The organism is Streptomyces sp. NBC_00989, from assembly GCF_045162655.1.
Lineage (GTDB): Bacteria > Actinomycetota > Actinomycetes > Streptomycetales > Streptomycetaceae > Streptomyces.
In genome coordinates, this window is sequence record NZ_CP108728.1 from 642,374 (window position 1) to 669,005 (window position 26,632).

The 26,632-nt window shown below is 70.3% G+C and carries 28 protein-coding genes and 1 pseudogene; 13 read left to right on the forward strand and 16 right to left on the reverse strand.

The window, feature by feature from the left end:
- The first annotated feature begins 49 nt into the window (after nucleotides 1–49).
- Both OG714_RS02940 and OG714_RS02945 read left to right on the forward strand, forming a co-directional pair.
- On the forward strand, nucleotides 50–2,512 hold the full coding sequence (locus OG714_RS02940) for a glycoside hydrolase family 2 TIM barrel-domain containing protein (RefSeq protein WP_406118296.1): 2,463 nt from the start codon (nucleotides 50–52) through the stop codon (nucleotides 2,510–2,512).
- A gap of 78 nt (nucleotides 2,513–2,590) precedes the next feature.
- Complete coding sequence (locus tag OG714_RS02945; RefSeq protein WP_406118298.1) at nucleotides 2,591–3,205, forward strand: dihydrofolate reductase family protein; 615 nt, start codon at nucleotides 2,591–2,593, stop codon at nucleotides 3,203–3,205.
- 261 nt (nucleotides 3,206–3,466) lie between these two features.
- On the opposite strand, the gene OG714_RS02950 is transcribed toward OG714_RS02945, so the two are convergent.
- Together OG714_RS02950 and OG714_RS02955 are read right to left on the reverse strand one after the other, a co-directional pair.
- Nucleotides 3,467–4,315 (reverse strand): MOSC domain-containing protein, encoded by an 849-nt coding sequence (locus OG714_RS02950; RefSeq protein ID WP_406118299.1) that lies wholly within the window; start codon nucleotides 4,313–4,315, stop codon nucleotides 3,467–3,469.
- Between the two features lie 28 nt (nucleotides 4,316–4,343).
- On the reverse strand, nucleotides 4,344–5,033 hold the full coding sequence (locus tag OG714_RS02955; protein WP_406118301.1) for a M24 family metallopeptidase: 690 nt from the start codon (nucleotides 5,031–5,033) through the stop codon (nucleotides 4,344–4,346).
- 231 nt (nucleotides 5,034–5,264) lie between these two features.
- On the opposite strand from OG714_RS02955, the gene OG714_RS02960 reads away from it, so the two are divergent.
- From OG714_RS02960 to OG714_RS02975, 4 genes are all read left to right on the forward strand, one after another.
- Complete coding sequence (locus OG714_RS02960; protein ID WP_266775314.1) at nucleotides 5,265–5,684, forward strand: molybdopterin-binding protein; 420 nt, start codon at nucleotides 5,265–5,267, stop codon at nucleotides 5,682–5,684.
- Between the two features lie 203 nt (nucleotides 5,685–5,887).
- A complete protein-coding gene (locus OG714_RS02965) occupies nucleotides 5,888–6,535 on the forward strand; it encodes a molybdopterin-dependent oxidoreductase (protein WP_406118303.1) in 648 nt (215 codons plus the stop codon).
- A gap of 50 nt (nucleotides 6,536–6,585) precedes the next feature.
- Complete coding sequence (locus OG714_RS02970; RefSeq protein ID WP_406118304.1) at nucleotides 6,586–7,590, forward strand: alpha/beta fold hydrolase; 1,005 nt, start codon at nucleotides 6,586–6,588, stop codon at nucleotides 7,588–7,590.
- A gap of 84 nt (nucleotides 7,591–7,674) precedes the next feature.
- Complete coding sequence (locus tag OG714_RS02975) at nucleotides 7,675–8,226, forward strand: YciI family protein (RefSeq protein ID WP_406118306.1); 552 nt, start codon at nucleotides 7,675–7,677, stop codon at nucleotides 8,224–8,226.
- 73 nt (nucleotides 8,227–8,299) lie between these two features.
- Here OG714_RS02975 and OG714_RS02980 read toward each other — a convergent pair whose 3' ends face one another.
- Genes OG714_RS02980 through OG714_RS03000 form a run of 5 tightly spaced genes read right to left on the reverse strand, consistent with a single transcriptional unit; the run spans nucleotide 8,300 to nucleotide 11,765 of the window.
- Nucleotides 8,300–9,307, reverse strand: a complete 1,008-nt coding sequence (locus tag OG714_RS02980) for a toluene hydroxylase (protein ID WP_406118307.1) — start codon at nucleotides 9,305–9,307, stop codon at nucleotides 8,300–8,302.
- 50 nt (nucleotides 9,308–9,357) lie between these two features.
- Nucleotides 9,358–9,672 (reverse strand): MmoB/DmpM family protein, encoded by a 315-nt coding sequence (locus OG714_RS02985; protein ID WP_406118308.1) that lies wholly within the window; start codon nucleotides 9,670–9,672, stop codon nucleotides 9,358–9,360.
- Nucleotides 9,669–10,019: a Rieske 2Fe-2S domain-containing protein gene (locus tag OG714_RS02990; RefSeq protein ID WP_406118310.1), complete on the reverse strand. Its 351-nt coding sequence runs from the start codon at nucleotides 10,017–10,019 to the stop codon at nucleotides 9,669–9,671. The genes OG714_RS02985 and OG714_RS02990 overlap by 4 nt, the downstream gene beginning before the upstream one ends.
- Entirely contained in the window at nucleotides 10,012–10,266 is a 255-nt protein-coding gene (locus OG714_RS02995) for a toluene-4-monooxygenase system B family protein (protein WP_406118312.1), read from the reverse strand. Before OG714_RS02995 ends, OG714_RS02990 begins: the two co-directional genes overlap by 8 nt.
- A gap of 14 nt (nucleotides 10,267–10,280) precedes the next feature.
- Nucleotides 10,281–11,765, reverse strand: a complete 1,485-nt coding sequence (locus OG714_RS03000; RefSeq protein ID WP_406118314.1) for a toluene monooxygenase — start codon at nucleotides 11,763–11,765, stop codon at nucleotides 10,281–10,283.
- Nucleotides 11,766–12,120: 355 nt separating this feature from the next.
- Between OG714_RS03000 and OG714_RS03005 the strand changes: the two genes are divergently transcribed.
- Complete coding sequence (locus OG714_RS03005; RefSeq protein WP_406118316.1) at nucleotides 12,121–13,161, forward strand: GlxA family transcriptional regulator; 1,041 nt, start codon at nucleotides 12,121–12,123, stop codon at nucleotides 13,159–13,161.
- A complete protein-coding gene (locus tag OG714_RS03010) occupies nucleotides 13,158–13,604 on the forward strand; it encodes a DUF6884 domain-containing protein (protein ID WP_406118317.1) in 447 nt (148 codons plus the stop codon). Before OG714_RS03005 ends, OG714_RS03010 begins: the two co-directional genes overlap by 4 nt.
- On the opposite strand, the gene OG714_RS03015 is transcribed toward OG714_RS03010, so the two are convergent.
- The 5 genes from OG714_RS03015 to OG714_RS03035 form a co-directional block, all read right to left on the reverse strand.
- Nucleotides 13,601–14,728, reverse strand: coding sequence for a C4-dicarboxylate ABC transporter (locus tag OG714_RS03015; RefSeq protein ID WP_406118318.1), 1,128 nt, complete (start codon nucleotides 14,726–14,728; stop codon nucleotides 13,601–13,603). The two genes, OG714_RS03010 and OG714_RS03015, sit on opposite strands and share 4 nt — an antisense overlap.
- Nucleotides 14,729–14,847: 119 nt before the next feature.
- Entirely contained in the window at nucleotides 14,848–15,279 is a 432-nt protein-coding gene (locus OG714_RS03020; RefSeq protein ID WP_406118320.1) for a hypothetical protein, read from the reverse strand.
- Between the two features lie 75 nt (nucleotides 15,280–15,354).
- Nucleotides 15,355–16,509, reverse strand: a complete 1,155-nt coding sequence (locus tag OG714_RS03025; protein ID WP_406118322.1) for an AAA family ATPase — start codon at nucleotides 16,507–16,509, stop codon at nucleotides 15,355–15,357.
- Nucleotides 16,506–16,685: a hypothetical protein gene (locus tag OG714_RS03030; RefSeq protein ID WP_406118323.1), complete on the reverse strand. Its 180-nt coding sequence runs from the start codon at nucleotides 16,683–16,685 to the stop codon at nucleotides 16,506–16,508. Before OG714_RS03030 ends, OG714_RS03025 begins: the two co-directional genes overlap by 4 nt.
- A gap of 88 nt (nucleotides 16,686–16,773) precedes the next feature.
- Nucleotides 16,774–18,978 carry an ATP-binding protein gene (locus OG714_RS03035; RefSeq protein WP_406118325.1) on the reverse strand — a complete coding sequence of 735 codons (2,205 nt, stop codon included), beginning with the start codon at nucleotides 18,976–18,978 and terminating at the stop codon, nucleotides 16,774–16,776.
- Nucleotides 18,979–19,296: 318 nt separating this feature from the next.
- Here OG714_RS03035 and OG714_RS03040 point away from each other — a divergent pair, with 318 nt between their 5' ends.
- Both OG714_RS03040 and OG714_RS03045 read left to right on the forward strand, forming a co-directional pair.
- A complete protein-coding gene (locus OG714_RS03040) occupies nucleotides 19,297–19,665 on the forward strand; it encodes an NUDIX domain-containing protein (RefSeq protein WP_406118327.1) in 369 nt (122 codons plus the stop codon).
- A 151-nt stretch (nucleotides 19,666–19,816) separates the two neighbouring features.
- Nucleotides 19,817–19,999 carry a hypothetical protein gene (locus OG714_RS03045; protein ID WP_406118328.1) on the forward strand — a complete coding sequence of 61 codons (183 nt, stop codon included), beginning with the start codon at nucleotides 19,817–19,819 and terminating at the stop codon, nucleotides 19,997–19,999.
- Between the two features lie 23 nt (nucleotides 20,000–20,022).
- Here OG714_RS03045 and OG714_RS03050 read toward each other — a convergent pair whose 3' ends face one another.
- A complete protein-coding gene (locus tag OG714_RS03050; RefSeq protein WP_406118329.1) occupies nucleotides 20,023–20,454 on the reverse strand; it encodes a MarR family winged helix-turn-helix transcriptional regulator in 432 nt (143 codons plus the stop codon).
- Nucleotides 20,455–20,633: 179 nt separating this feature from the next.
- Here OG714_RS03050 and OG714_RS03055 point away from each other — a divergent pair, with 179 nt between their 5' ends.
- Entirely contained in the window at nucleotides 20,634–22,046 is a 1,413-nt protein-coding gene (locus tag OG714_RS03055) for a DHA2 family efflux MFS transporter permease subunit (protein WP_406131702.1), read from the forward strand.
- A gap of 24 nt (nucleotides 22,047–22,070) precedes the next feature.
- Here the strand turns inward: OG714_RS03055 and OG714_RS03060 are convergent, their stop codons facing one another.
- The gene (locus OG714_RS03060; RefSeq protein ID WP_406118330.1) at nucleotides 22,071–22,724 is read right to left on the reverse strand and encodes an FAD-dependent monooxygenase; all 654 of its coding nucleotides are present in this window, start codon (nucleotides 22,722–22,724) and stop codon (nucleotides 22,071–22,073) included.
- 251 nt (nucleotides 22,725–22,975) lie between these two features.
- On the opposite strand from OG714_RS03060, the gene OG714_RS03065 reads away from it, so the two are divergent.
- Together OG714_RS03065 and OG714_RS03070 are read left to right on the forward strand one after the other, a co-directional pair.
- On the forward strand, nucleotides 22,976–24,187 hold the full coding sequence (locus OG714_RS03065) for an acyl-CoA dehydrogenase family protein (RefSeq protein WP_406118331.1): 1,212 nt from the start codon (nucleotides 22,976–22,978) through the stop codon (nucleotides 24,185–24,187).
- 211 nt (nucleotides 24,188–24,398) lie between these two features.
- Nucleotides 24,399–25,076, forward strand: a complete 678-nt coding sequence (locus tag OG714_RS03070) for an SDR family NAD(P)-dependent oxidoreductase (RefSeq protein ID WP_406131704.1) — start codon at nucleotides 24,399–24,401, stop codon at nucleotides 25,074–25,076.
- A 13-nt stretch (nucleotides 25,077–25,089) separates the two neighbouring features.
- On the opposite strand, the pseudogene OG714_RS03075 reads toward OG714_RS03070, so the two are convergent.
- Nucleotides 25,090–25,500 (reverse strand): annotated as a pseudogene (locus OG714_RS03075) (RNA-guided endonuclease TnpB family protein); the annotation flags it as partial.
- 24 nt (nucleotides 25,501–25,524) lie between these two features.
- Nucleotides 25,525–26,613, reverse strand: a complete 1,089-nt coding sequence (locus OG714_RS03080; protein ID WP_329557339.1) for an IS110 family transposase — start codon at nucleotides 26,611–26,613, stop codon at nucleotides 25,525–25,527.
- Nucleotides 26,614–26,632: the final 19 nt, after the last annotated feature.

Below are 26,632 nucleotides of genomic sequence, written 5' to 3' on the forward strand. Positions count from 1 at the left end.
GCCTCGCTCCCCCGGAACCGGTCACCGCCCCTCACTTCACGGAGCCCCCATGATCCGCACGTCCTTCAACGACGGCTGGCAGACCCGCCCCAAGGTCAACCCCTTCGCCGAACTGTCCGGTACGAAAGTGCCGTTCAGGCCGGTGACACTGCCGCACGACGCCATGATCGGGCAGGAGCGCACGGCGCCGGACGGCGAGGCCACGATGGAGGGCGGCGCCGGGGCGTACTTCCCGGGCGGGACCTACGAGTACCGCAAGACGTTCGCCGTTCCCGAGGAACACCGGGGCAAGCGGATCCTCTTCGAGTTCGAGGGCGTGTACCGCGACGCCGTCGTGTACATCAACGGGGACTACGCCGGCCAACGTCCCTTCGGTTACTCGCACTTCCACATCGACGCCGACCGTTTCCTGCGCTTCGGCGAGGACAACGAGATCCGCGTGGAGGCCCGCGCCCATCGTGACGCGCGCTGGTACACCGGTGCGGGCATCTACCGCGACGCCTGGATGCTCGTCGGCGACGTGGTCCGGATCGCGCCCGACGGGGTCCGTGTCACCACCCCGGACATCGACGCGGAACGGGCGGTGGTCGAGGTCGCGACGAGGGTCGAGAACGACTCGATCGCGATCCGTACGGTCGACGTCGTCACCGAGGTCCGCGATGCCGACGGGAGTGTCGTCGCGAGCGACGTCTCGAAGGCGACGGTGCTGCCGGGAGAGCCCGCGGTCGTACGCCAACGCCTGTACGTCCGCGCCCCGTTGCTGTGGAGCACCGGCACACCCGCCCTGTACACCGCCACCGTGACCCTGAAGGACCTCGACGCCGAGACCGTCGTCTTCGGTGTCCGCTCGCTGCGCCTCGACCCCCGGTACGGGCTGCGGATCAACGGCGAGACGGTCAAGCTGCGCGGCGCATGTGTCCACCACGACAACGGAGTTCTGGGCGCGGCGACCTTCGCCCGCGCCGAGGAACGGCGGGTCCAACTCCTCAAGGACGCCGGGTTCAACGCGCTCCGCATGTCCCATCACCCCATGAGCAAGGCGATGTTGGACGCCTGCGACCGCCTCGGCATGCTCGTCGTGGACGAGGCCTTCGACGTGTGGACATCGGGCAAGAGCGACTTCGACTACAGCCTCGACTTCCCCGAGTGGTGGGAGCGCGACATCGAGGCGATGGTCGCCAAGGACTTCAACCACCCCAGCGTCATCATGTACTCGATCGGCAACGAGATCCCCGAGACCGGTACCCCCTCCGGCGCCGCGCGGGGCCGCGAACTCGCGGAGAAGGTCCGCTCGTTGGACCACACACGCTATGTCACCAACGCGGTGAACGGCATGCTCGCCGTCATGTCCGAACTGGGCGGACTGCGCCGCCAGTCACAGGGGAAGGCAGCGCAGGCGGCCGACCCGGGTGAGGGCGAGGACAAGGGCATCAACACCCTCATGGCCGACGCGGGCGACATGATGAACGCGATCAGCGCCTCCGCCCTCGTCACCGAGAAGACGGCCGAGTCCTTCGCCGTGCTCGACGTCGCCGGCATGAACTACGCCGAGGCCCGCTACGCCATGGACCGCGACCTGTTCCCCAACCGCGTCATCGTCGGCACCGAGACCTTCCCCACCCGCATCGACGGCAACTGGCGCCTGGTCGAACAACTCGGCCACGTCATCGGCGACTTCACCTGGACCGGCTGGGACTACCTCGGCGAGGTCGGCATCGGCCGCCCCCAGTACCTCACCCCTGACACCCCACGCCCCGCCCACACCGCGCCGTACCCATATCTGCTGGCGGGCTGCGGCGACCTCGACATCACCGGCCACCGCCGACCCGCCTCCTACTACCGCGAGATCGTCTTCGGCCTGCGCGCACAGCCCTACATCGCGGTCCGGCGACCCCAGCACCACGGCAAGACCTACGCGGGAACGCCCTGGGCCTGGAGCGACACCGTCGCCACCTGGACCTGGCCCGGCTCCGAGGGCGAACCGGTCACGATCGAGGTCTACGGCGACGCCGACGAGGTCGAACTCCTCGTCAACGGAAGCCCGTTGGGGCGCCGACCGGTGGGCGAGGGCCATCGTTTCCGCACCGAGTTCGAGACATCGTACGAACCCGGCGAGCTCCTCGCGATCGCCTACCGCGACGGCGCCGAGACCGGACGCACCGTCCTGCGCACCGCGACCGGCACGGTGCGGCTGCGCGCCGAACCCGACCGTCCACACATCACGGCACACGGCGGCGACCTCGCGTACATCACCCTCAGCCTGACCGACGCGAACGGCACCCCGCACACCGCGGCCGACCGCCCCGTGGCTGTCGCAGTCTCCGGCGCGGGCGTCCTGTCGGGCTTCGGCAGTGCGGACCCGTCCACCCTGGAGCGCTTCGACGCGACCGAGCGCCGTACCTACGAAGGCCGCGCCCTCGCCGTCCTCCGCCCGACCGGCCCCGGCGAGATCCGCCTGGTCGCCTCGGCGCCGGAGTGTGCTCCGGTCGAGGTTGTCGTCGCTGTCGAGTAGCGGGGCTGTCGAATGCGCCGGTTCCCGATCGACGTGAGGGTGGAAGCAGCAGTACGTCCACGACTCAGGAGCACCATCGTGACCGTGACCGCGGATCTGGCCATCTCCCTCGACGGCTACATCGCCGGCACCGGCGTGAGCATCGACAACCCGGGCGGCGACGGCGCCGAGCCGCTCTTCGAGTGGATCCACGGTCTGGCGAGCTGGCGGGAGCGTCAGGGAATGACCGGTGGGGAGGAGAATCGCGACTCCGAGTTGATGCGGGAGTGGTTCGACGCGACCGGAGCGGTGGTGATGGGCCGGATGATGTACGACACCGGGGAGGAGTTCTGGGGCGACAACCCGCCCTTCCGGACCCCGGTCTTCGTCCTCACCCACCGCCCCCGACCGACCCTCGTCAAGGAGGGCGGCACCACCTTCACGTTCGTCACCGACGGCATCCACAGCGCGCTCGACCGGGCGAAGGCCGTCGCCGGTGACCGGAACGTCGACATCGCGGGCGGTGCGAGCACGGTGCGGCAGTACCTCGGGGAGGGTCTCATCGACGAACTCCAGCTCCATGTGGTGCCCGCCCTCCTCGGCGCGGGCCTGCGGCTCTTCGACGAACCGGGCGCGGGACCGCGGCGCGTCGAGCCGGTCAGGGTGGTCGAGACGCCCCTCGCCACGCACCTGAAGTACCGCTTCGTGAAGTGACCGGGCGACTTGTGCCGTCGGCCGGAGGAGAGGACATGGAAGACCAGACGGACTTGGAACCGGCGAGCCCCGAGGTGCAGGCGCGCGTCCGGGCCGGCTTCGACCGGCAGGAGTTCATGGCCCACCTCGGCGCGCGGCTCACGCATATCGGGGTGATGGGCACCGTTCCGAAGTACGGGCGCACCCTCACCGTGTGCCGGCTGGAGGTGTTCGGCGTCCAGGACGAACCGAGGAGTGCCCCCTGGACCCCTGCGGGAATGGTCACGCGACCGTCTCCTCCAACCCGATCGGGTCGCCCACCCGCACCGTACCGGCCTCCAGTACATCCAGGTACACACCGAGGCACGACAGCCGGCCGAGGTCGAACACCGGGATGCGGTGCTCCCTGGCGACCGCGCGCATGAGGCCGGGGTCCGGCGGGAGTTCGTCGTGGCCGAGGGTGGGGATCACACAGCGAGGTGTGGGGACCAGCACGCGGAACAGCGCCTCCCCCACCCGCAGGTGCGACCCCACCCAGTTGTCCTCCGGAAAACCGGGCCCGCCAAGGGAGTCGACGACCAGGTTGGGCCGGAAGCCGCGCGCGTCGAAGTCCCCGGAGGGATATACGCTCCGCATCCGGTCCAGGGCGGCCGTGGTGACGAGGTGGACCCGGCCGAAGTCGAAGAACGTCCCCGGCGCGACACCGCCGGTCGTGATGCTCTCCCCCGTCGCGTCGACGGTCGCCGACTCCCGTACGACGTCCGGGACTCCACCCTCGTATTCGGGCACGGCACGCTCCAGCCGGCCGTGCTCCGGAACGACGCCGGAGACGGACACCTTTCGGCCCAGCAGCTTGGACAACTCCGCGTCCAGGTCGAGGTCTTGGACCGGTAGGGCGGTGCCGTCCGGCAGGACGACGCGGACCACACCGGAGTCGTCGAGTCGGCTCCGGCAGCGCAGCAACTCGCCCCACTTGCGAGGGTGTTTGGCGCTGCCCACCGCGCCCGTCCCGTCGAGGACGGCGTAGACCCGGTCCCCGGAGAGCCCGTTCTCCGTCACCGCGACGGCGATCACGGCCTCACCCAACATCGACTTGACCGGATATCGGTACAGCGCCGTCACAGTGCCCATGGATCAACTTTCGCGGAACCAACTACCGTCAGAGGGTGAGGAGTTCCTCGTAAAAACCGCCGAATCCCCGTTCGCGGTCGACGAGATGGATCTCCAGGATCCAGTGGCAGGCACGGCCGGCCTTGTCGGTGCAGCGCATGGGGGTGTCGTTGTCGGGGGTGACGTACGACTCGACGTGCGCGCCCTCGATCGTCTCGTGCGGGAACTCGCCGACGAGGTGTCCGGCGTGCCAGCCGCCCAGTTCCCAACCCGCCTTGTCGGCAAGACGGGCGACCTCCGTGTACAGGCGTGCGCCGGTGATGTCCGGGGTGTTCTCGAAGAAGCGCCGACCGGCCGCGAACACCTTGGGGAGGTCGTCGCGCAACCGGTGCTTGACCGGGTCGTCGCCCAGCACGAAGGTCCGCCCGAAGTCGGCCTCGTACTCCTCGAAGATCGGCCCGAAGTCGGCGAACACGATGTCGTCCGCGTCGATCACCCGGTCCGGCGGGTTCTCCTTGTACGGCGCGAGCGTGTTCGGCCCCGAGCGCACGATCCGCTTGTGCCAGTGCCGGGTCGTGCCGAACAGCTCGTTCGCGAGGTCACGTACCCGGTCGCTGACGGCCCGCTCCCCCTCGCCGGGCGCCACGAGCCCGCGCTCCTCGACCTCCGAGAAGAGCAGCGCGGCCTTGGCCTGGGCATCGAGCAGGTGTGCGGCCCGCGTGGGTTCGTCATCAGCCATGGGGCGAACCTAGCCAGCTAGATCGTTCTCGGCAACGTGATTGGCCACGGCGGGATTCTGGTCCTCGGCGTTGCTGTCCGCGGGGTTCCTCTGTTTTGCCAGGACGAAGCAAACTCCCAGGTGGTGGATGCGACGGGGTCGGTGACGGGCGGGGCCGGAGCGGCTAGCTTGTGGACTCACAGTCGTAGCAAATCCGGCAATCCAGACCTTCTCTCTGCGAGGCGTTCCGTCATGAGCTTGAGCATCCGCAACCAGATTCCCGGCACCGTCACGGCCGTCACGCCCGGTGCGGTGATGGCGACCGTGAAGGTGCGCCTCGACGGCGGCCAGGACCTCACCGCGGCGATCACGCTGGAGGCCGTGAAGGACCTGGGGCTCGCCGAGGGTACGGCCGTGCGCGCCATGATGAAGTCCACCGAGGTCGCGCTCGCCACGAGCCGGGTGGAGGGGGTGTCCATCCGCAACCAGCTGCCCGGCACGGTCAGTGATGTCGCCACCGGCGGGGCGATGGCCGTCGTCAAGGTCACCGTCGACGGGGGCGAACTGACCGCGGCGATCACGAAGGACGCGGTCGGCGACCTGGGGCTGCGGACCGGTTCGCCGGTCGTCGCGCTGATCAAGTCGACCGAGGTGTCCCTGGCGACCGTCTGACGCGGGGCCGCTCCACTCCACTCCACTCCGGTCGGGTCGGGTCGGGTCGGGTCGGGTCGGGTCGGGTCGGGTCGGGTCGGGTCAGACGGTTGGGCGGCGCGGGCGCGCACCGGGACCCGGCGTCCGTCCTGCCCCGCGTGACGCCTACGCTGCTCAGCGAAGGCAGCCGTGACCAGGAGACCAGCGGAGAAGGGGCGTCACCCGTGGCAAGCGACCGACAGGGTACGGCCGAGGCCGCCGCCGGCGCGTCCCGGCCCGTTCCGCCCGGCCAGCGTCATGTGCACGGCTGGCCGGTCTCGCACTACGGGCCCGTCCCCCGTTTCCGCCCCGAGCGCTGGAACCTGCGTGTCCACGGCGCCACGGCCGACGGCGCCGAGCACCTCTGGACGTTCGACGAACTGGCGCCTCTGCCGCATGTCACGGTCGTCGCCGATCTGCACTGCGCGTCCGGCCCGACCTCCACCGACCACGAGTGGTACGGCATCCCCGCCGGCACCGTCCTGGAGCTGGTACCGCCCGCGCCGGAGGTCACGCACGTCATGGCCTGGGCGGAGTACGGCTACTCCACGAACCTCCGCCTCGCCGACTTCACGGCCCCACAGACCCTGTTGGCCACGCACCACGACGGCGAGCCCCTCACCGCCGAACACGGCTTCCCGCTGCGTCTGGTCGTGCCGCATCGGTACGGCTACAAGAGCCCCAAGTGGCTGCGCGCCATCGAGTACCTCACCGAGGACCGGCGCGGGTTCTGGGAGGAGCGCGGCTACCACAACATCGCCGACCCGTGGAAAGAGCAGCGCTACTCCTACCAGGAGCAGGACGCTGACGAGGCACAGCGTCCCGGCCGATAGGCCGAAACCCGCCACGCGGCTCGACAGGCACGACACGTAGCCTCGTCCGCATGGTCAAGCATCGTTTTGTCGACGTGAACGACATCCGTCTGCACATCGCCGAGCAGGGTGAAGGCCCCCTGGTGATACTCCTGCACGGCTTCCCGGAGTCATGGCACTCCTGGCATCACCAGATCGGCGCTCTGGCCGACGCGGGGTTCCATGTGGTCGCCCCCGACCAGCGGGGATACGGCAGCAGTGACCATCCGGACGAGGTCGACGCGTACACCATCCTCCACCTGGTCGGCGATGTCGTCGGTCTGATCCAGGAGTTGGGCGAGGAGAAGGCGTACGTCGTCGGGCACGACTGGGGTGCGCCGGTCGCGTGGCACACCGCGCTGCTGCGGCCGGACCTGGTGCTCGGGGTGGCCGGGCTGAGCGTGCCGCCGCCGTACCGGGGGACGCAGCGTCCGCTGGCGATGATGCAGGAGATCTTCCAGGGCAGGTTCTACTGGAACTACTTCAACCAACCGGGCGTCGCCGACGCCGAGTTCGGGAGGGACGCCCGCACCACGCTCCGCAAGTTCCTCTACTACGCCTCCGCTTCGGCCTCCCCCTCCGGCGAGATCATGCAGCCGTTGGTCGACCCCGAGAAGGGCTGGCTCGCGGCCATGGAGGACCCCGAGGTGCTGCCGGAGTGGCTCACCGAGGAGGATCTCGACACGCTGACCGAGAGCTTCTCCAAGGGCTTCACCGGCGCCCTGAACTGGTACCGCAACCTCGACCGCAACTGGGACCTGACCGCGCCCTGGAACAACGCCGTCGTCACCCGGCCCGCCCTCTATGTCTTCGGTGACCGCGACCTCGTCCCCGCCTTCCCCGGCGCGCGCGACATCATCGACCAGCTTCCGAACTTCATGCCCAGCCTGGTCCGCGCACCCATCGAGCTGCCCGGCTGCGGCCACTGGACCCAGCAGGAACGCCCCGCCGAGGTGAACGCGGCACTCATCGACTTCCTCACGACCTGCGAGAGCGCCGCCGGCGGTGGCCCGGGAACGGAAGCAGACGCGTCGTGACCGTCTGATCCGCATGAGCCGGTCGCAAGGCCGGGCGGGAAAACCCGCTCGACCCGGTCACCTCCACGAGGAGATCCTTCGGACATGGAGTTCCTCTGCTACCACCGCGACCGGCCCGGTTCCCTCACCCTGCGCGACGAACTGCTGGAACGGCACTGGTCCTACATGGACCAGTACGCCAAGGAGATGATCGCCCGGGGTCCGACGCTCGCCGACGACGGTGACACCCCCACCGGCAGCGTGCACATCCTCGACCTGCCCGATCCGGCCGCCGCCCGCGCGTTCGCCTTCGACGAGCCCAACTATCAGGCCGGCGTCTACCGGGACGTACTGCTGCGCCGGTGGCGCAACACGCTGGGGCGCACCATGTGGGACTTCCCCGGCGGCCGGACCGGCGGCAACCGGTACCTGGTACTCGGCTTCGCCACCGGGCAGGCCGTGGACCTGGCGGTGCCGCCCGGCCGGGACGAACTGATCGCGTACGGGCCGCTGTTGTCCGACGACGGCGCCACCTGGCTGGGCACGGCGGCGTTGCTCCGGGCACCGGACCCGGAGACGGCACGCACCGTGCTGACCCAGGACCGGTACGCCGACATCGAGGTGCACCACTGGCAGTTCGGCGGCCGGCCCTCCTGATCCACTGGACACCACCGCCACGGCCGATTCCTGTCAGCTCGTCAACTGACGCCTCGATCAAGGGAGTTCACTCCTACGGCGTCCGAGGGCGGGCAAGTCCGCCGGCCGCCAGGAGTTCGTCCCACGCTTCCAGCGCCGTGGCCTCGAAGTCCGGCGCACCCAGCAGTCGGGCACCCGCGGCGGCCATGGCGGTGCCATGCGTGGCCCAGGTGTCGAGGTGGCCCTGGAGGACGGCCCGGTTTCCGGGGTCCGCGTCGGTCAGGAATTTCAGCAGGGTCCGGGTCCAGCGGGCCGCGCGGTGGGCGTCGCGCCCCAGGTCGTCGGTGATGAGGGAGTCGAGGGGGACACCGACGGTGTCGAGGCGGCGGGCCAGGCCGTGCAGGAGTACGGCGTCGGCGACCGGTTTGAGCACGAGCTGGAAGGCGACCAGGGCCACGTCCCAGTCGTAGGCGACCAGTGATTCCTCGACGGCCCGCCGGAACGGTTGCCAGTCCGGTTGGTGTTCCCAGGTCGTGCGTTCGGCGAGGCCGAAGGCGCGGTCGGGGTGGGTGCGGGCGAGCTGCGTGGTGCGGTAGGCGAGGAGTTGGACGCGGCGGAGCTGGTCGGCGGTCTGGAAGGCGGCGCAGGTGGCGATGTAGCTGCCGGGGGCGAGTTGCTGGAGGTAGGCGGAGAGCATCTGCTGGCCGTGGACGAGGTAGCGGGCGGGAGTCACGGCCAGTGCCAGCAGGTCGAGTTGAGGGGCCGTCAGGTGTTCGTCGTGCTGTTCCTTGTCGAAGCGTTCGAGCAGGCCCTCGACGTATGTCTCACGGTCGTCCTGCATGGCGACGTAGCTGCCGTACGTCACCCGGTCGGGATCGCGGAAGGCGTCCCAGTCGGGCACGGTCAGGGCCATGCCGTCGCGGTGGTCGCGCAGCCAGCGGTTGCCGTGCGCCTCGGGTGGGAGCTCCAGCGGGGTGGCGCCCATGGTGTGGTTCATGCCGTGCGTGAGGACCTCGTACTCACCGGGCCGGCGGCCCAGGTCGCCGAAGGCGCTCCAGGTGCGCAGGCGGGTCGCGCGCTGCCGGTCGCGCTGCTGTGCCATGGCTTCTCCTGACCTTGTCACCGACTGCTGCCTGATCGCTGGCTGCCGCGTCACTCGCTGTGGAACCACACGTATTCCTGCGACCGGGAGCGCATCCGTCCCTTGAAGGAGGGCATCTCGATCTCCAGGGCGGAGAGTTGGAAGGTCCCGCCGAGGTGTTCCTCCAGGCTGCGCCGGGTCAGCCGGCACTCGTGCGGGGTGTGGACGCGTACGTAGTCTTCGCGGTCCACGACGTACACGTCCCGGTCGGGGTTGTCGTCGGACACCGCTTCGATGACGGCGTCCGCCAGCGGCCCGGAACGCAGCACCGGGCCGACGAGGACGGGATCGAGCGCGGCGTCGCTGTCGAGTTCGTAGACGGTCATGGGGTGGGTGCCGGCCTTTCGTCGGACGGGCGGCGGCTGACGTACACCTGGCCGTCGGCGATGCGGGTGGCGTGGCGTACCAGGCAGGAGCCGCGCGGGTTGATGCCCCTGCCGGTGCGCACGTCGAACTCCCACAGGTGGAAGGCGCAGGTCAGGATCGTGCCGTCGAGATCGCCCTCGGCGAGGGACTGCCGCTGGTGCGGGCAGGTGCCCTGATAGGCGAGGTGGTCGCCCTCGACGCGGATCAGCAGGATCTCCGTGCCGTTGACCTCGAAGGGTTCCATCTCACCGTCCCACAGGGCGTCCTGGGGAGCCACCGGCACATAGTCGGGCGCCTCCTCAGTCACGGAACCGCACGTCCAGCCATTGCAGGGGCAGCAGGGACAGTTCGCCGAGTGTCACCGCCGGTTCGATCTTCCGGTCGTCGAGATACACGTCGTACGACGGGACGCCGGGCGGAGCCGCCACCCGTCGCCCGACGCTGTGCACGGCCACCTTCGCCGCGACGGTGTCCATGGTGTCGTCGGTGTCGACGGCCACCAGGTGCGGGATGAAGTCGCCGACCAGTCTGCCGACGATGGGGAACAGTGCCATATGGATGAATCCCCTTATGCCTTGGGGTCGTTGGCGTATTCGCGCGCCCAGCGGTAGCCGTCCGTGTCGTCGCCCATGACGTCCGGGGTGAGGCCCATCCACGCCAGTGCGCCGGGCAGGTCCATGGGCTGGATGTCGCCGCCGATGAACCGGTCGACGACCGTGCGGTGGCCCGCGTACCGCTCGGGTTCCTGCTCGAAGCACCACTTGGAGATCTCGCTGTCGAAGTGGTGGATCCGGCCGTCGCGGACGAGGGAGACGGGGTTGAGCCGCTCACGCGACATCGCGGTACCGAGGGGCAGTTGGGTGACGCTGCACAGGGCGGGGAGTGTCTCGGGGAGGGTGCGGTCGATGTGTCCGGCGTTGATGTTGCGGATGATCTCGTCCCACAGGACGCCCCAGCTCTCTTCCCATTGGGGGTACTTGTCGTTCAGCCAGACCCGTTCGTCCTTCGAGACACCGGCGCTGGTGTTCCAGAAGAGGGTGGGCCGGTAGAACCACAGGCCGAGTTGCATCGCGTGCTGGCCGTTGTCCAGGGAGTACAGGAAGTCGTCCCAGTACCACGGGCGCTTCAACCCGTAGTCCTCCAGCACTCGTTCGTGCTGGTCGACGATCCACTCCAGCATGAACTCCTTGTAGGACATCTTCCGCTTGTCGAGCGGCGTGTAGTAGTCCATCGCCGGTCCGGTGAGGGTCTGGAAGATCCGGGAGGCTCGCCAGAACGCCACGTCCACGATGCGCTGCGCACGTTGCGGGTCGTGGGCCATCACCACCTCCAGGGTGGGAAAGCCCTGTTGGGCGTGGCGGGCCTCGTCGGTCTGGATGGAGGAGAGCAGGTTCGACCAGTTGACGTCACCTGCGGCCATCGCATCGGAGGCGAGAGCCACGAACTGGATGTTGCTGAAGCCGTGTTCCAGGGTCAGGTTGGAGGCGAGGCAGGCTTCCACGCAGTCGGCGCCCAGCATGATGTCGTCGAAGAGGCTCTTCGCCGCGACGACCGCCCACTGGTTGGTGTGGTAGGCCTTCTGCGCCCAGTCGAAGCGGGTGTCGTGCTTCAGCAGGGCGTGCGAGAAGCGCAGGCTGAGCTGGGCGTGCCGGGTCTCGTCGAGCAGCCCGAACACACCGAGGTTGCGCCACTTCGGGGAGGGGGCGAAGCGGCAGAACCGGCTCTGCATGGTGACGGCCATGTACTCGACCATCGTGATCAGTCCCATGTGCATCTGCGAGGCGGCGACATGGGAGGCGGGTAACTGGTTGTAACTCCCCGCCCGCTGAAGGGCGTTGCTCACCGCTTTGACCCCGGACTCCTTCTCCCGCTGGACGCGCACGTAGTCCCGGTACGAGACACGGAACGGCTCCTCCCAGGCGTCCCACGCGTCCTCCGGGATGCCTTCGGCGCCGGTCCACTCGGCGGGGAAGGCGGCGGCACGGTCCACATACGAAAAGGTCCAGTCGAGGTCGCGCGAGGTCTCGTACCAGTCGTCCTGGGTGAGAAGCATGCGGATCACATCCTGATGGAATGGTGCGCGGGCTGCCTCGTAGCCGCATTTTCCACCGGCATACCACCCGCTTGCCAGCAGAACGAGGCACATGTCCGACAATCGCCCATCACGCCGACGCTACGTCCTGCTGGGGCGAGAACTCGGCCCAGGACAGCGGCTGTTACAAGAGGACAGCGGCCAGGACCCAGCACGTCACGAGCACCGTCCTCAGCCGGGGCTGGGCCGCGCTGGGGTCGGGCGCCTCAACCGGGGGCCGGTGTTCCGGAGCGGCCCGTTGGGAGTCGCCGCCTCCCAGCAGAGAGGAAACCGGTCGTGGCAGCGGCGCCGGTCACCGGCGCATGCTGGCTGTTCGATGAACCACAACCGTCCCGGAGCGGGCCCCCTCACCGTCACCGTCCTCGTCTTCCCGGGTGTCCGGCTGCTCGACGTGACCGGCCCGATCGAGGTGTTCGCGTCGGCCAACGAGTTCGGCGGACGCTATCGGGTGCGGGTCGCGTCCGAGGACGGCGCGGGCGTGATCACCTCCGCCGGGACCCGTATCGGCGCCGACCTCGCCGTGGCCGACGTACGCGAGCCGTACGACGTCCTCGTGGTCCCGGGCGGCCCGGAATGGGAGTCGGCGATCAAGGACGACGCGCTCCTGGACGCCGTCCGGCGACTGCACGGCATGGCGCGTTGTACGGCGTCGGTGTGCACCGGTGCGTTCCTGCTGGCCGCGGCCGGACTGCTGCGAGGCCGTCGCGCCGTGACGCACTGGCGGCAGTCCCGGCAGCTGGCCGTGCGTTTCCCGTCCGTGCGGGTCCAGCCGGACGCCATCTTCGTACGGGACGGGCCGATGATGACCTCGGCGGGGGTCTCCGCCGGTATCGATCTCTCCCTGGCCCTCGTCGAAGAGCATTTCGGTGCGGAGGTCGCCCGGGCGGTCGCCAAGGACATGGTCGTCTTCATGCAACGGCCGGGAGGACAGTCCCAGTTCAGCGTCCGCACCCAACTCCCTTACTCGCGACAGGAGTTGCTCCGGCGGGTACTGGACGAGGTGGCCGCCGATCCCGGCGCCCCTCACACGCTGACCGCCATGTCCCGCCGGGCCGGCATCAGCGTCCGCCATATAAGCCGGCTCTTCGACGAGGAGCTGGGGACCACTCCGGCCCGGTACGTGGAGCAGGTCCGGCTGGAGGCGGCGCGGGTGCTGCTGGAGACCGGTGACGACGCCCTGCCGGTGGTGGCGCGACGCACCGGGTTCGGCTCGGCCGAGTCGCTGCGCAGGGCGTTCGTGCGGCACTTGGGGGTGACGCCGGGCGCGTTCCGGACGAGCTTCCGGACGACCGGTACGGGCACGGGCACAGGCACAGGCACGACTATTGCGAACACAGAACAGGACAGCCAGGCATGATCCCGAACGACCAACTCGACTTCCGCCAGCCGGAACTCGTCGTCATCCCGTGCGGCAGCCGCAAACTGGACCGGCCCGCGCGGACCGCCGACCTGTACATCGGCTCGTACCACCGTGCGTGCCGCAAGGCGGCCGACGCGCTACGGCCCGACCGGCTGCTGATCCTCTCCGCGCGGTACGGCCTGCTCGATCTGGACGACGTCGTCGAGCCGTACGACACACCGCACGGTGCGACGGACGCCGTGACGGCCCAACTCATTCTGGAACAGGCGACGTTGCGTGGCATCGTGCTCCTCGATCCGGTCGTCGCCCTCGGTGGCGCACGGCACGTCGGCCTGGTCCACTCCGTCTGGCCGCACGCCCTCACCCCACTGGCCGGAACCCGGGGCATGGGTGAGCAGATGGCCCGCCTCGCGGCACTGCGCAAGGGCCCTGTCAACTAGCCCGCTCGACTGAGGGAGTTGCTCGGTTCCCGTGGTGCCGACTGGGCGCCAGGGGTGGCGGCGACGTGACGCAGGGAGCGGCCGGCCACGACGATCCAGGCCAGGACGAGGAGAACGTAGAACACCACGGCGGGCCAGACGAACAACACCGAACCGGTGCGCGCCGCAAGGGCGTTGGTGGCGGTCACGAGCGCGCCGAACGGGAAGATGAACGACCACCAGGTGGGCGCGAACGGCAGCCCCGCGCGAATCGTCCGTGCGGTCAGGGCAGTGGCGAGCGCCAGCCACAGCAGGGCGAAGCCCCACACCATGGTTCCGCCCAGCAGCGCGAGGGCCCCGGCGCCCCTGGCATAGAGGGCGGGCAGTGTGCTCGGTGCCGCCGTGGCGAGCGCGCCGAGCGCCGTCACCGCCTGGCCCAGGGCCCCGAGACCGATCCACACGGTGGGCACCATGGCGCCGGTGGGTGCGTCGTGGTGCACGAGGCGGCCGTAGAGCAGGGACAGGACCAGTAGCGCGGCGACGAGGCCGAGGCCGAGCATCGCGTAGCAGCCGAGGAACAGGGCGAGCCGGAGTTGTCCGGCCGGGGCGTGGGGGACGAGCAGGGCGCCGGTCGCGGCGGAGACCATCGGCGGGACGATCGGCATCAGCCAGCCGCCGAACGCCGCGTCCGGCGCGAAGCGGTGCCGGGTGACCATCAGGTACGGCACCGTGCAGGCGGTGGCGAGGCCGAGTGCGGTGCCGAGCGACCACAGCACCCAGTCGACGCCCAGCGCGGCGTCGAGCCCGATCACCCGGCGGCCGAGCAGCAGCGCACCGGAACCGACCGTGAGCAGGGCCATCGGCGGCGCGCCGAAGAACTGGGCCACGACCGGATCGGCCGCGTGCGAGCGCAGCGCCCGGTCCCGGAGGCAGCCGACGGCCAGCACGACCAACAGGAGTACGGCGCCCACCCAGACGACCGTGGCGGCGGTCCGCAGCCCGGGGAGGCTCCGCGGGAGGGTGACCGCCGCGTCGGCGACGATGCCGGTGCCCATCACGGCCGCGAACCAACTGGGGCTGAGGGGTGGACGTGTCGCGCTGGGGGCCGTGGGCGGCAGGGAGTGGGTGGACGAGGAGCGGATCATGGCCCCAACGTAGGTCTGGGTCAGGGCCGTGTTGTCGGTTGTGTCCTGATGCGAGGGAGGCCTGGCAGAAATCGAGGGGCTGGTGGCAGGGGTACGGCGGCGCTGTCAGGCGGCGGTCGTCACTCCCCCGTGTCCGCCTCGTCGGGTCGTGGTGGCGGCTGGGGGGTGAAGGTGGCGTTCGGGAAGTCGCGGCCCATGAGGACGGGGGCGTAGTAACTGCCGCCGCTGATCGAGTTGTTGACCGGGCCGTCGCCGGTGCGGACCAGTTTGGCCTGCTGGTGCCAGGCCGTGAGGGCGGTGGCGAAGTCGGGGTCCAGGGCCGCGCGAACGGCCAGGGCCGTGCTCAGCGCGTGGGCCCGGGTCCCGTCACCGGGTGCCTGCTGGAGACGCATCAGTTCGTCCTCGCCCGGGACCGGCCCGCCCGTGCCGTCGTCGCCGCGATGGAACGGTCGCCGTACGAGCGTCGTGAGAGCCGTCCACAACTGTCGTCCCACTTCGCCGCCCGCGCCGCCGGCCAGCGATGCGAGCAGTCCTACCGACACCGGGTCCATCTGGCACCATCCTTGACGGGGCGTCACCACTCCTGTGGTGGGGAACGCACGGCGGGCTGTCGCGGTTCCCACCGGTCACGAGGTGTCCGGTCTGGCTCGTACGTAGAGCCGTACGAGTCCGCGCATGCGCCAACTGCCCGGCGCAGTACCGGACTCGATCAGGTGCAGCAGTGACGTGAGCCGGTCGCGGACGGTGTCCTCGGGTTCCGCGCAGAGTGCGGCGAGTGCCGGTGTGGTCGTCTCCGGTGCGTCGCTGAGGGCGAGCAGGCGCAGCAGCCGGGCCTGTGCCGGGTCCAGACGGGCATGGACGGCGTCCAGGCGAGTGCGCAAGTCCCTGTCGGGGTGGGCTAGTTCGGCGAGGCGGGTGCGTGAGTCGGCGAGGTCCGCGGCCAGTTCCGCGAGCGGTCGGTGCGAGCTCTCCGCGAGCAGGACGGCGGCGGTGCGCAGGGCGAGCGGCAGACCGTCGCAGAGGTCGGCGACGCGTGCGGCGTCCTCGGGGTGGTCGAGGATCCTGGTGTCGTCGGGGTGGGCCATCGTCACGGCGCGGTGGAGGAGCCTGGTCGCGTCGGCCGTGGCCAGCGGGCGCAGGACGATGCGGTCCGTGCCCAGCCCGCCGAGGTGGACCGGGGTCGTGACGATCGTGGTCGCCGGGGCGGTGGCGGGCAGCAGCCCGGCGAGTTGGTCGGGGTGCGTCACGTCGTCGAGGACGATGAGCAACGGGCTGCCGTTGCGGGCGAGTTCGGTGAGGATCAGGGCGTAGAGCGCGGACCGTGCCGCCCGCGAGGGTGGCACGCGGTCGGCGGGCAGCCCCATCGCCCGCAGGAATCCGCCGAGCAGGGCGGAGCCGTGCAGCCGTGACACGTCGGCGAACAGCACACCGCCGGGGAACCGGCCCTGGGCTAGGGCCTGGTGAGCGGCCGTCAGGACGAGTTCCGTCTTGCCGCTGCCGGTCGGGCCTCCGACGACGACCACGGGACTTCCCTGACGTGCGTCGCGTGCGAAGAGGGCGCTCAGAGCGGCCAGTTCGTCTCCGTACCCCGCGAACGCCGGGGTCGGTGCGGGCAACGCGGCGAGGGCCGGGGGGAGTTGGTACGGCATGCGGAAGGTGAAGTCGCGGCCCTGCATCACCCAGGACAGGAAGAGGCCACCCGAAATGGCGTTGTCAACGGGCGAGTTGTCGAGAGGCTCGTCATCGAGAGGCTCCTCGTCTTCAAGCGGGGTGTCCGTCACCGGGCGTCGATCAGCACTCGGGCCTCCTGGGCTGCGGCGGGCAGGTCGAGCAGCGGCAGCGGGCGCCTGGCCGGCCGTTCGACCGACTCGACCTTCCTATTCCCGACATGGACGAAGTCGCGTGCGGTCGCCTCGTCGACAGGTCGGTCGGCGGGAGTGAGGAGGTCGTGCACCACGCCCGGTCGATGCAGCCGACCGCGCCGGTGACAAGGATCTTCATGGGCTCGTCCAAGTGCTCGTCACGGGGGCGGGCGGCGGTTGCCGTCAGGTCTCGTCGTCCGACGTGCCGTCGGGTTGTCCGTCGGTGCCGGGTCCGGGCAGGGTCGCGAGGTCGCGGGTCAGTGCCTCCACGGCGGTGGTGTCGCCCAGACGCTCGTACGGCTCGACCGCCCGCTGCCAGTGGACGCGCGCCGACGCCGGGTCGTCCGTCGCGACGTACAACTCGCCGAGCGTGCGCAGGACTTCAGCCTCGTCGTGAGTGTCCTTGATGCGCTCGAAGATCTCGCGTGCCGCCAGGCAGTGTCCGATGGACTGCCCGTACTCCGCCCGCCGCCGCGCGATGCTCGCGTGCACGAGTCTGCAGCGGGCCCAGGCCCGGTCGTCGCGCCTGCCGTCGAGGTCCTCCCAGATGGCCAGGGCGCCGGCGGCCGCTTCGGCTGCCTCGTCGAGCCGGTCGAGGTGGGCCAGGGAGACCGCGATGATGTCCTGGGCCGCCGCGTTGCCGGAGCGGTCGGGCACCGTGAGGCGGACCATGACGTCCAGCGCCTCGTAGGACAGGCGCAGTGCCTCGTCCCAGTCCTCCCAGACCCGGGCGGTCATGGCCATGTCCTTGAGGGAGTCGGCCTGTCCGTGCAGGTCGCCCAGGCCGCGGCGGACCTCCAGTCCGGCGGCGAACGCGGCACGGGAGCGCTCCGGCTGCCCGATGGCGCGATAGCCGGTGCCGAGGTTGTTCAGCAGCCAGCCCTGGCCCGAGTGGGCGCCGCACCGGGCCGCCGCGTCGGCGGCGACGTGGTGGGCCTCAATCCACTGGTCCCAGGACAGCATCTGGGTGAGGAAGCCCCACATGCTCAGCGGGATGGTCCACACGAGGTGGCCCATGCCCTCGGAGACGCCGTTGTGCACGACCGCCACGAGGTTGGGCTGCTCGGCCTCGCACCAGGCGAGGGCCTTGTTGCGGTCGGGGAACTCGGCGGGTGCCGGTCCGGGTGCCGTGCCGAGGTCGGGCCGGATCCGCCCGGGCCGCATGACCTGGTCGGCGACGTTCACGGAGTGCGTGTACCAGGTGAACAGGTCGGTCAATACCGGTTGCCGCTCCTCGTCATCGGCCGCGAGCCGGTCGCTGAAGGAACGGACGAGGTCGTGCATGCGCCAACGCCCGTGCGGTGTACCGGCTTCCACCAAGTGGGCGCGGGCCAGGTCCTGGAGGTCCCTGCGGGCCACGTCGCGGTCCGTGCCGGCGAGCACGGCGACAGCGTGCGTGGAGGCGTCCGGTCCCGGGTTCAACGAGAGCAGGCGGAACAACCGCGCCTGTTCCGCGGGCAGCTGACGGTACGACAGCTCGAAGGCGGCGCCCACGGCACTGTCGTCGTACCGCAACGCCTCCAACCGCGCCTTCTCGTCCGCGAGTTCGGCCGCCATCCGGGCGAGTGGTGTGCCGGGTCTGCCGATCAGTACGGCGCCGATGATGCGCAGTGCCAGTGGCAGTCCCGCGCACAACTCGGCGATGCGGAGGGCGTCTTCGGGCGAGTCCGTGACACGGGTGTCGTCCGGGCGGGCCATCCGGAGGGTGCTGTCGAGGAGCCTGACCGCGTCATTCATGAGAAGGATATCCAGGTCCAGCAGACGGGCGTTCAGCATACCGAGGGTGTGCCGGGACGTCACGACGGCGCCTGTCCAACTGTCCGCGGGCAGCAGGGTTCTGGCCTGCTCGTGGGTGGCGGCGTTGTCGATCACCACGAGGATGCGTCGGCCCTCCTTCGCGTACGAGGCGAGGATCGAGGTGTACAGCCGCTGCCGGTCCTGCACGCCGTGCGGGATGTGCTCGCCGGGCACGCCCAGGGCCCTCAGGAATCCCTCCAGCGCCTGTGCGGGCTCGACGCGGCGCGCGTCGTCGTAGCCGAACATGTCGACGAACAGCACGCCGCCGGGGAACCAGCCCCTGTCCCGGGCGGTGCGGGCCGACTGGAGGGCGAGTTCGGTCTTGCCGACACCGGCCAGGCCGCCGACCGCGGTGACGATCACGACCGGTCCGCCCGCGCCGGCGTCCGATGTTCCGGCGGCCGGGTCCAACCGGCCCAGCAGGACGTCGAGATGGGCATCCCGGCCGACGAACACCGGGGACACGGGCGGGAGTCCGTGCAGCGCCGGCGACACCTGTGGTGGTAACTCCATCTTGATGTGGCGGCCTTGGACGACGATGGAGAAGAACACTCCGCTGGATATGTTGTTGCTGGTTCCGGTCACGCTCATCGTGTATGCCGCCCTTGCGGATTCCGATGGTGCTGTCGCTCGCGCTTCGCGCCGGCCCTCGATCGTGACCGGGCAGCGCGCCTCCCCCACGTGCGCGAGGGTGCCCTGTGCCACGTGATGCCCAGGCTGAGAATGCCCCCTGCGGTGTGGCCGGAACCGCATGGGGCACGTCCGATGCGCGAGCCGTCGTCGCCGGGGCGGGGCCCGTGAGGCGGCGCCGTGCGTCCGTATCGCGTGAACCGATCCGTCCCGGGTAGGAAACGGGCTCGGACGTGGCCGGACGAACGGTCGCGCCGTGCACGAAGGGACGGTTGGGACATGACGTTGGAGCAGGCCGCCGAGGACGCGGTGGACGCGGTCGTCGTGAACGACGGACGTGTGCTGCTGGTGGACGTGCAGGGCGGCTGGAGCCTGCCGTCCGGTGTCCCCGAGCAGGCCGAGACGGCGCAGGCCACCGCCGCGCGGGTGGTGTACGAACTCACCGGCTATCTCGTGGACGGCTCCAGCCTTCTGGAGTCCGATTCCGGGGGCGGTCCGGCCGTGGTGTGCCACCTGTTGAGCGAGGACCCGTCGGGTGAGGCTCAGCTCACGGCGGGGCAACTGCGCTGGGCGCCGTTCGCCGACGCCATCGCCGCCGGGCTGCCGGCACCCGTGCGCACCTACCTGGAGGGCCATACGCCCGTGTAGGAAACACCGGAAGCCACGAACCTCCGCTTCCGAGACCCCGGCAGCGCGCGGCCGTCGAGGAGCGGTTCCTCGACGGCTTCAAGGAGTCGATGGCACGCAGCGCGCGGCCGAGGCGGACGCCCTCCGTGAACTCGAGCGCGGCGAAGCTGCCGTGTCTGGAGCACTCTCCAGCGAGGCGCTCGCCTGGCACGCCACCGAGGCCTGTCCGATCCTCAACGACCGCCGCCTCGACTACCCGCCCAAGGCTGCCGCAGCGCTCGTGCGCGACACGGCCTCCGGGAAGCTGTGCCTCGCCCGGACCGCCCGCCGGCCCCGCGACTGGACCACCGCCTGAAGCACGAGGGAGGCACGCCGGTCTCAGGCCGTCGCCTTCCGGATGCGGGCGAGCAGGGTCCGTAGATGCGCCCGGTCCTCCGCGTCCAGCTCGGCCGTCGCCTCCGCGAGCGCGAGGCCGTCGATCTCCTCCGCCTCGCGGTGGCACTCCCGGCCCTTGTCGGTGAGGCGCAGCAGGAACGCGCGGCGGTCGTGCGGATGGCGTACGCGCTCCACCAGACCGTCGCGTTCCAGGCTGTCGACGATGCTGGTCGTGGTCCGAGCCGCGACACCGGTCATCTCGCTCAAGTCCCGCATGCGGAGCGGCTGTTCGGCGTGCGCGAGCATCCGCAGGGCGCGCAGTCGCGCGACCGAGGCCCCGTTGGCGCGCAGCCGGGTCTCGACGAACTGGCGCAGCTGGTGCGTCGTCTCGTAGAGCTCGTCGACCAGGACGTCGCTGCTGCCGTGCACTGCCATGGCGTTCCCCGTTCCGTGGTGAGGGCCGATTGTACGAGCCGGCCGACGGCGATGAGCACTCACATAGTGAGTATGCTCAGCATGTGCTGCCGTTCCGACGCCTTCCCGTCCCCCGTGTCCCTGTTGTCCCCCGGATACCCCTCCGCCTGCGCCCCGGCCAGCGTCTCGTCGTCCCCGTCATGTGCGTCTGCGTGACGTTCATAGCCATCGTCGACGGAGCGATCACGACCGTGGCGCTCCCGTCGATCGCCCGCCAGTTCCACCTGACGACGGCCGCCCTGGACGGGGTGGTCGTGGTCTACCCGGTCTGCCTGGCCATGGCCATCCCCGCCTCCGCCTGGCTGGTCGAACGGTTCGGCGCCAAGCGGGTGCTGCTCACCGCCCTCGCCGCCTTCCTCGCCTCGTCGCTGCTGTGCGGCGCGGCGGCAGGACTCGGTCAGCTCGTCGCCGCCCGCGCGGTGCAGGGCCTGTCCGCCGGACTGCTCTTCCCGGCCGCCTCCTCCCTGCTCTACAGCACCTTCAACTCCTGGGAGCAGGTGCGGATCTCGCGGTACATGATCATCCCGCAGCAGATAGCCCCCGCCGTCGCGCCGATGCTGGGCGGCCTGCTGGTGGACCACCTGTCGTGGCGCTGGGTGTTCTACGTCAACCTGCCGCTCGGCCTGCCCGCCGTGGTGTTCGGGGCGTTGTTCCTCGCCGAGCACCGCGGGCACCGGCCCGGCCGCTTCGACCTCACCGGGCTGCTGCTGAGCGCGGCGGCTCTGGGCAGCGTGATGTTCGGCGTGTCCGAGGGACCCAACCGCGGCTGGTCCTCCCCCTCCGTCGTCACCGCCCTCGTGCTCGGCGCGGTCCTGCTGACCGCCGCCATCATCTTCGAACTCCGCGTCTCCCAGCCGCTGTTGAAGCTCCGCCTCTTCGCGGACCGGCTCTTCCGGGACACCAACCTGATCAACCTATTGGGCCTGGTGCCGATCCTCGGCGCGATGTACCTCGGCCCACTCTTCCTCCAGCAGGGACAGGGCCGTTCCGCCCTGGAGTCCGGCACGAGCACCTTCCCCGAGGCCTTCGGCGTACTGCTGACCGTCCAGGTCGCCGGGATCCTCTACTCCAGGGTCGGCCCCCGCATCATCATCGGCAGCGGCCTGGCGATGGTGAGCGCGGTCCTGCTGCTCCTCGCCACCTGCGACCAGGACACCGGCCTGTGGACCTTCCGCGGCTACATGTTCCTGCTCGGCATCGGCATGGGCGGTGTCTTCATGCCGACCACGGTGGCCTCGCTGGCGACCCTCTCCCGCAAGGACCTGGCCCAGGCGTCCACGCTCAACACGGTCGTACGGCAGACCGGCGGGGCCTTCGCGCCGGCGGCGGTGACCACGGCCCTGGTCCTGAGCACGCCCACGGCAGCCGCGGCCAATCCGCCCATCTCCGCCTACCAGCACGCCTACTTGGCCCTGGCCGCCCTCGCGGCGGCAACCGCCGTCTTCGCCTTCACGATCCCCGACGGCCCGGCCCGCGCCGCCGCGCGCGGCACCACCGCGTCGGGCGGCGGGAACGCTCCGGCTCCGCTACGACGCCACGAGGAGGCGCACTGATCGGCGTGGCGCCGGCCGCGACCCTCACGGGCCGACCGGCGAAACCGACCAGGAATCCCTGGAGTTGAGCACGGCGGTCGTGCACCCGGCGAGCTTCTTGCACCCCTGCGACAGAGCCGTCGCACGCTCGGCGGGCACCGGGCCGCCGATCTCCTCGGCCAGGGCGATGATCTTCTCCGGGCCCAACTCGCGGCTGGCCAGCACCAGTTGGTTCGGAGGTTCCCGGCGCACGTTCTCGTACCACCCCAGTGCCCGTACCGGATCGTCGTGCTGCGAGAGCGTCCAGGCCAGGACACGCGCGTCGACGATCGACTGGGAGCCGCCGTTCATACCCATCGGGTACATGGGATGGGCGGCGTCGCCGACCAGCGTCACCCGGCCGAAACTCCAGCGCGGCAGCGGGTCCCGGTCCACCATCGGATATTCGTGGATGCCGGTGGAGCCGCGGATCAGTTCGGGCAGGTCGACCCAGGTCAGATCCCACCCGGCCAGCCCGGCCAGCGCCTCCTCCGTCGGGACCGGACGGTTGGAGCGGTCCAGTCCCTCGCCGGGCTCCTGCCCGCGGATCTCCAGCACCCAGTTCATCAGCGCGGGACCGCCCTCGACCGCCGGGTCGGCTACGGGGTAGGCGACGAACTTGTCCCCGGGGCGGCCGCCGGCCACCACGACGATCTTCACGTGTTCTCCCTTGCGTTCAGGGTCTGACGGCTGGCTCTGTCACGCACCCGACGGCTGACTGTGTTTCGTGCCCGACAGCCGGCTGCGCTAGGGGCCCGACGGCCGCCGGAACGCCGTTGCGAGCCACACTGCCGCATGGCCGGAGTACCGGCCGCCGGGTCACCGCCCCCGCCAGGCGCACCACACCCCGTCATCCCAACTCGACCTGGACACTTGCCAGTTCGGCCGACGCGCCAGAGAAGGAAGCCCCGATGACTCACCGGAACAGCCGGGATCCCTTACCGCGGACTGCCGACGAGGCCGTCACCGAGGCCCAACTCGTCCATGTGGCACGGTTCGTGGCGCCGGTCGTCTCGGCCCACGTCGAACAGACCGAGCAGCAGCGGACGTTGGCCGAACCGAGCGTGAAGGCCCTGCGCGAGGCAGGGCTGTTCACGCTCGGCACCCCGCGCCGCTACGGCGGCCACGGCGCCGGTGTGCGCACGGCAGTCGACGTGTGTGCCGAGCTGGCCGCGGGGTGCGCGTCGAGTTCGCGGCTCGTCGGCATCGCGTACGGGGCAGCGCTGTTCGCCTCGCAACTGCCCGACGCGGTCCGCACCGCGGTCTGGGAGCCGGATCCCGACGCACTCCTCTGCGGGGCCGCCAATCCGTCCGGTTCGGTCACGGCGGTACCCGGCGGCCTCCAACTCGGCGGACGGTGGCCGTGGATATCCGGCATCGACCACGCGGCCTGGGTGCTGCTGGGCATCGTCCGGGAGGACCGCGGCCGGCCGGAACGTGGGCTGGCCCTCGTCCCCGCGTCCGAACTGACCGTGGCGGACACCTGGCACATGGCCGGCATGCGCGGCACCGGCAGCCGGACGGCCACGACGAAGCAACTCTTCGTCCCCGACGAGCGGTTCGTGTCGTTCGCCGAGATCGCCGAGGGGATCGGCATCCAGCGCCATCCCGGCGAAGCCCGGGTCGTCTTCCCGCTGTCCATCAATCTGCCGCTGGTCGGCACGGGCGTAGGCATCGCACGCGGCGCCCTCGAACTGGTCGTCCGGGACCTCGCGGGAGGCAAGCGGTCCGTCTCGCCCCTGCACTCCCACACGGCGGAAGCGGCACCCCACCAGCTGAACGTCGCCCAGGCCGCCACGCTGATCGACACGGCCAGACTGCACGTACGGCGCGCGGCCGACGAGGTCGACGAGGTCGCACGCGAGGGACGGCGCCCCGACCTGGAGACCCGGGCACGGCTGCGGATGGACGGCAGCCACGCGATGCGCTGCGCCCGCGACGCGGTCAGCCTCCTCCTCGACACGGCAGGCGCGAGCAGCTTCTCCGACGACTCACCGCTGCAACGCGCCTGGCGCGACATCGGGACGGCCTCCCGCCACGCGGCACTGAGCGTCGAGACCAGCCGGGAGCTCTACGGCCGCGTCCTGCTCGGCCGGCCCCTCCCCCACACCGACGTCGTCTGATCCCCCAACCGACATACCGACGTACCGACATATCGGCGTACAGACATCCCGGTGTACAGACGTCGTCCGATCCCCGCAGCGAAAGCGAAGGAGACCCGAACCGGTGGATGCACCCCAACCCTCAGCAGACTCGGCCCGCCCGGCAGTGGACCGCAAGGTCGCCCTGGTCACCGGCGCCGCCCGTGGCATCGGTGCCGCGATCGCCTGCTAACTGCACCGCCGCGGCCTGCGCGTGGCGCTGCTGGACCAGGACGCCACCGGCGCGCAGGCCCTGGCCAAGTCCCTTGATCCTGACGGGGATTCGGCCATGGCGGTGCACGCCGACGTCAGCGACCCCGAGGAGACACGGCGCGCGGTGGAAGCGGTGTCCTCGACGTGGAGCAGCCCCGATGTGCTGGTCAACAACGCGGCGCGTACGGCCCCCGGCTCGGTGTGGGACGTCGATCTCGACGAGTGGGACGCCTTGATGGCCACCAACCTGCGCAGCGTCCTCGTCCTCACCCGCCTCTGCGCACCGGCGATGCGGGAGCGCGGCTGGGGCCGTGTCATCAACCTCGCGTCGCTGGCGGGGCAGCAGGGAGGACTGGTCGCCGGCCCGCACTACGCGGCGGCGAAAGCGGGCGTACTGGTGCTGACCAAGGTCTTCGCCCAGGAACTCGCGCCCCACGGTGTCACCGTCAACGCCGTGGCACCCGCGGCCGTACAGACACCCGTGATGGACGATCTCCCCGCCGAGACGCTGCGGCGGGCCGCCGACCGTATTCCCGTGGGCAGGTTCGGGCGGCCGGAGGAAGTGGGCTCCTTCGTGGGACATCTGGCCGGGGAGGACACCGGATACATCACCGGCGCCACGCTCGACGTCATCAACGGCGGCTTGTTCATGAGTTGACTTCCTCCCCCGCCTAAAGGCGGGGGATTCCAGCGGTCGCCCGCTGGGGTTCCTGCTTCACCGACGACTGCCCCGTCCGGGAGGACTCCCGTTGAGGTCTTACACCCTCTCCACAGGCAGACGCCGCCAGCCCGGCGGCCAGGATGTTGCAGGCCGCGTTGATGTCGCGGTCATGTACGGCGCCGCAGTCGCACGTCCACTCGCGGACGTTCAGCGGCATCTTCCCCGCGAGGGTGCCGCAGGCCCCGCACAGCTTCGAGCTGGGGAACCACCGGTCGATCACGACGAGTTCGCGCCCGTACCAGGCGCACTTGTACTCCAGCATCGACCGGAGATCCGTCCACGACGCATCGGAGATGGCGCGTGCGAGCCTGTGGTTCTTCAGCAGGTTGCGGACGGTGAGGTCCTCGATCACGACCGTTTGGACGCCCCTATGACTGTCAAGCAGTCATGCCAGGACGGGCGTGAGCCCGGCACGTGGGAGGAGGGAGAAGATCTCGCGGGCGACGTAACGCTTGAGGCATCTGATCACTTCGCGCCGGGTCTTTCCCTCGCTGGTCCGCCGCTTGAGGTAGTCCTGGGTGCGTGGATCCCAGCGCAGGCGGCTCTGCACGATGCGGTAGAGCGCAGCGTTGGCCTGTCGATCGCCGCCGCGATTGAGGCGTCTTCGCTGCTGTTTGCCGGAGGAGCGCTCGACCGGGCTGGCTCCGCACAGCGCGGCGAAGGACGCCTCGTCGGCCAGGCGTTCTGGGTTGTCACCGGCGGTGATCAGGAGCGTGATGGCGCTGTCCGGGCCGACGCCGACGCGCTCCAGCAGTTGCGGAGCGTGGGACTGGACAAGGCCTGCCAGGCGTCGCTTCAGCTCGTCGATCTGCGCGGTCAGTTGCTGGATGCGCTCGGCCAGCAGCTGGAGCGTGACCACTGTGGCGTCCAGGACGTCGTCCCTGCCGAGGTAGCCGGGATCCGAGGTCAGGTTCGCGCAGGTGCGGATCAGCGCCGGGTTGGTCAGAGGGGTCAGTTGCTCCCGCAGGGCTGGGTCGGCGGACACCAGGACGGCCTTGAGCTGGTTGATGGCCTGGGTGCGGGCCTTGATGGCGGAGTCCTTGGCGAGTTTGAACATGCGCGCGATCTGCACCGGCCCATTGCCGGTCTTGGCCTGGGCAGTGGCTCTGCCGGAGATGACGGCCCGCGCGGCCGCCTGGGCGTCGACGGTGTCGGTCTTGCCCTGCTGCCGCTGGGCCGTCCTGTCGGGCCGGTTGACGTCGAAGACCTGGACGTCTCGGGCCAGGAGGTGGCGTGTCAGGGCTGCTCCGTAGGAGCCCGTGCCCTCGACTCCGGCACGCGTGAGTGTCCCGAAAGACCGGGCCCAGTCCAGCAGTTCGCGATAGCCGACCGAGGTGGCCGGGAACGCCTCGGTGGCCAGGACTCCGCCGAGAGGAGTAACCACGGCGGCGACGTGTGTGTCCCTGTGGGTATCGACCCCCAGAACGACCTCGCCGTCGGGCTGTCGCTGGCTGGCGTGCACACGGTTGGGCATACTGGCCACGGTCAATCCG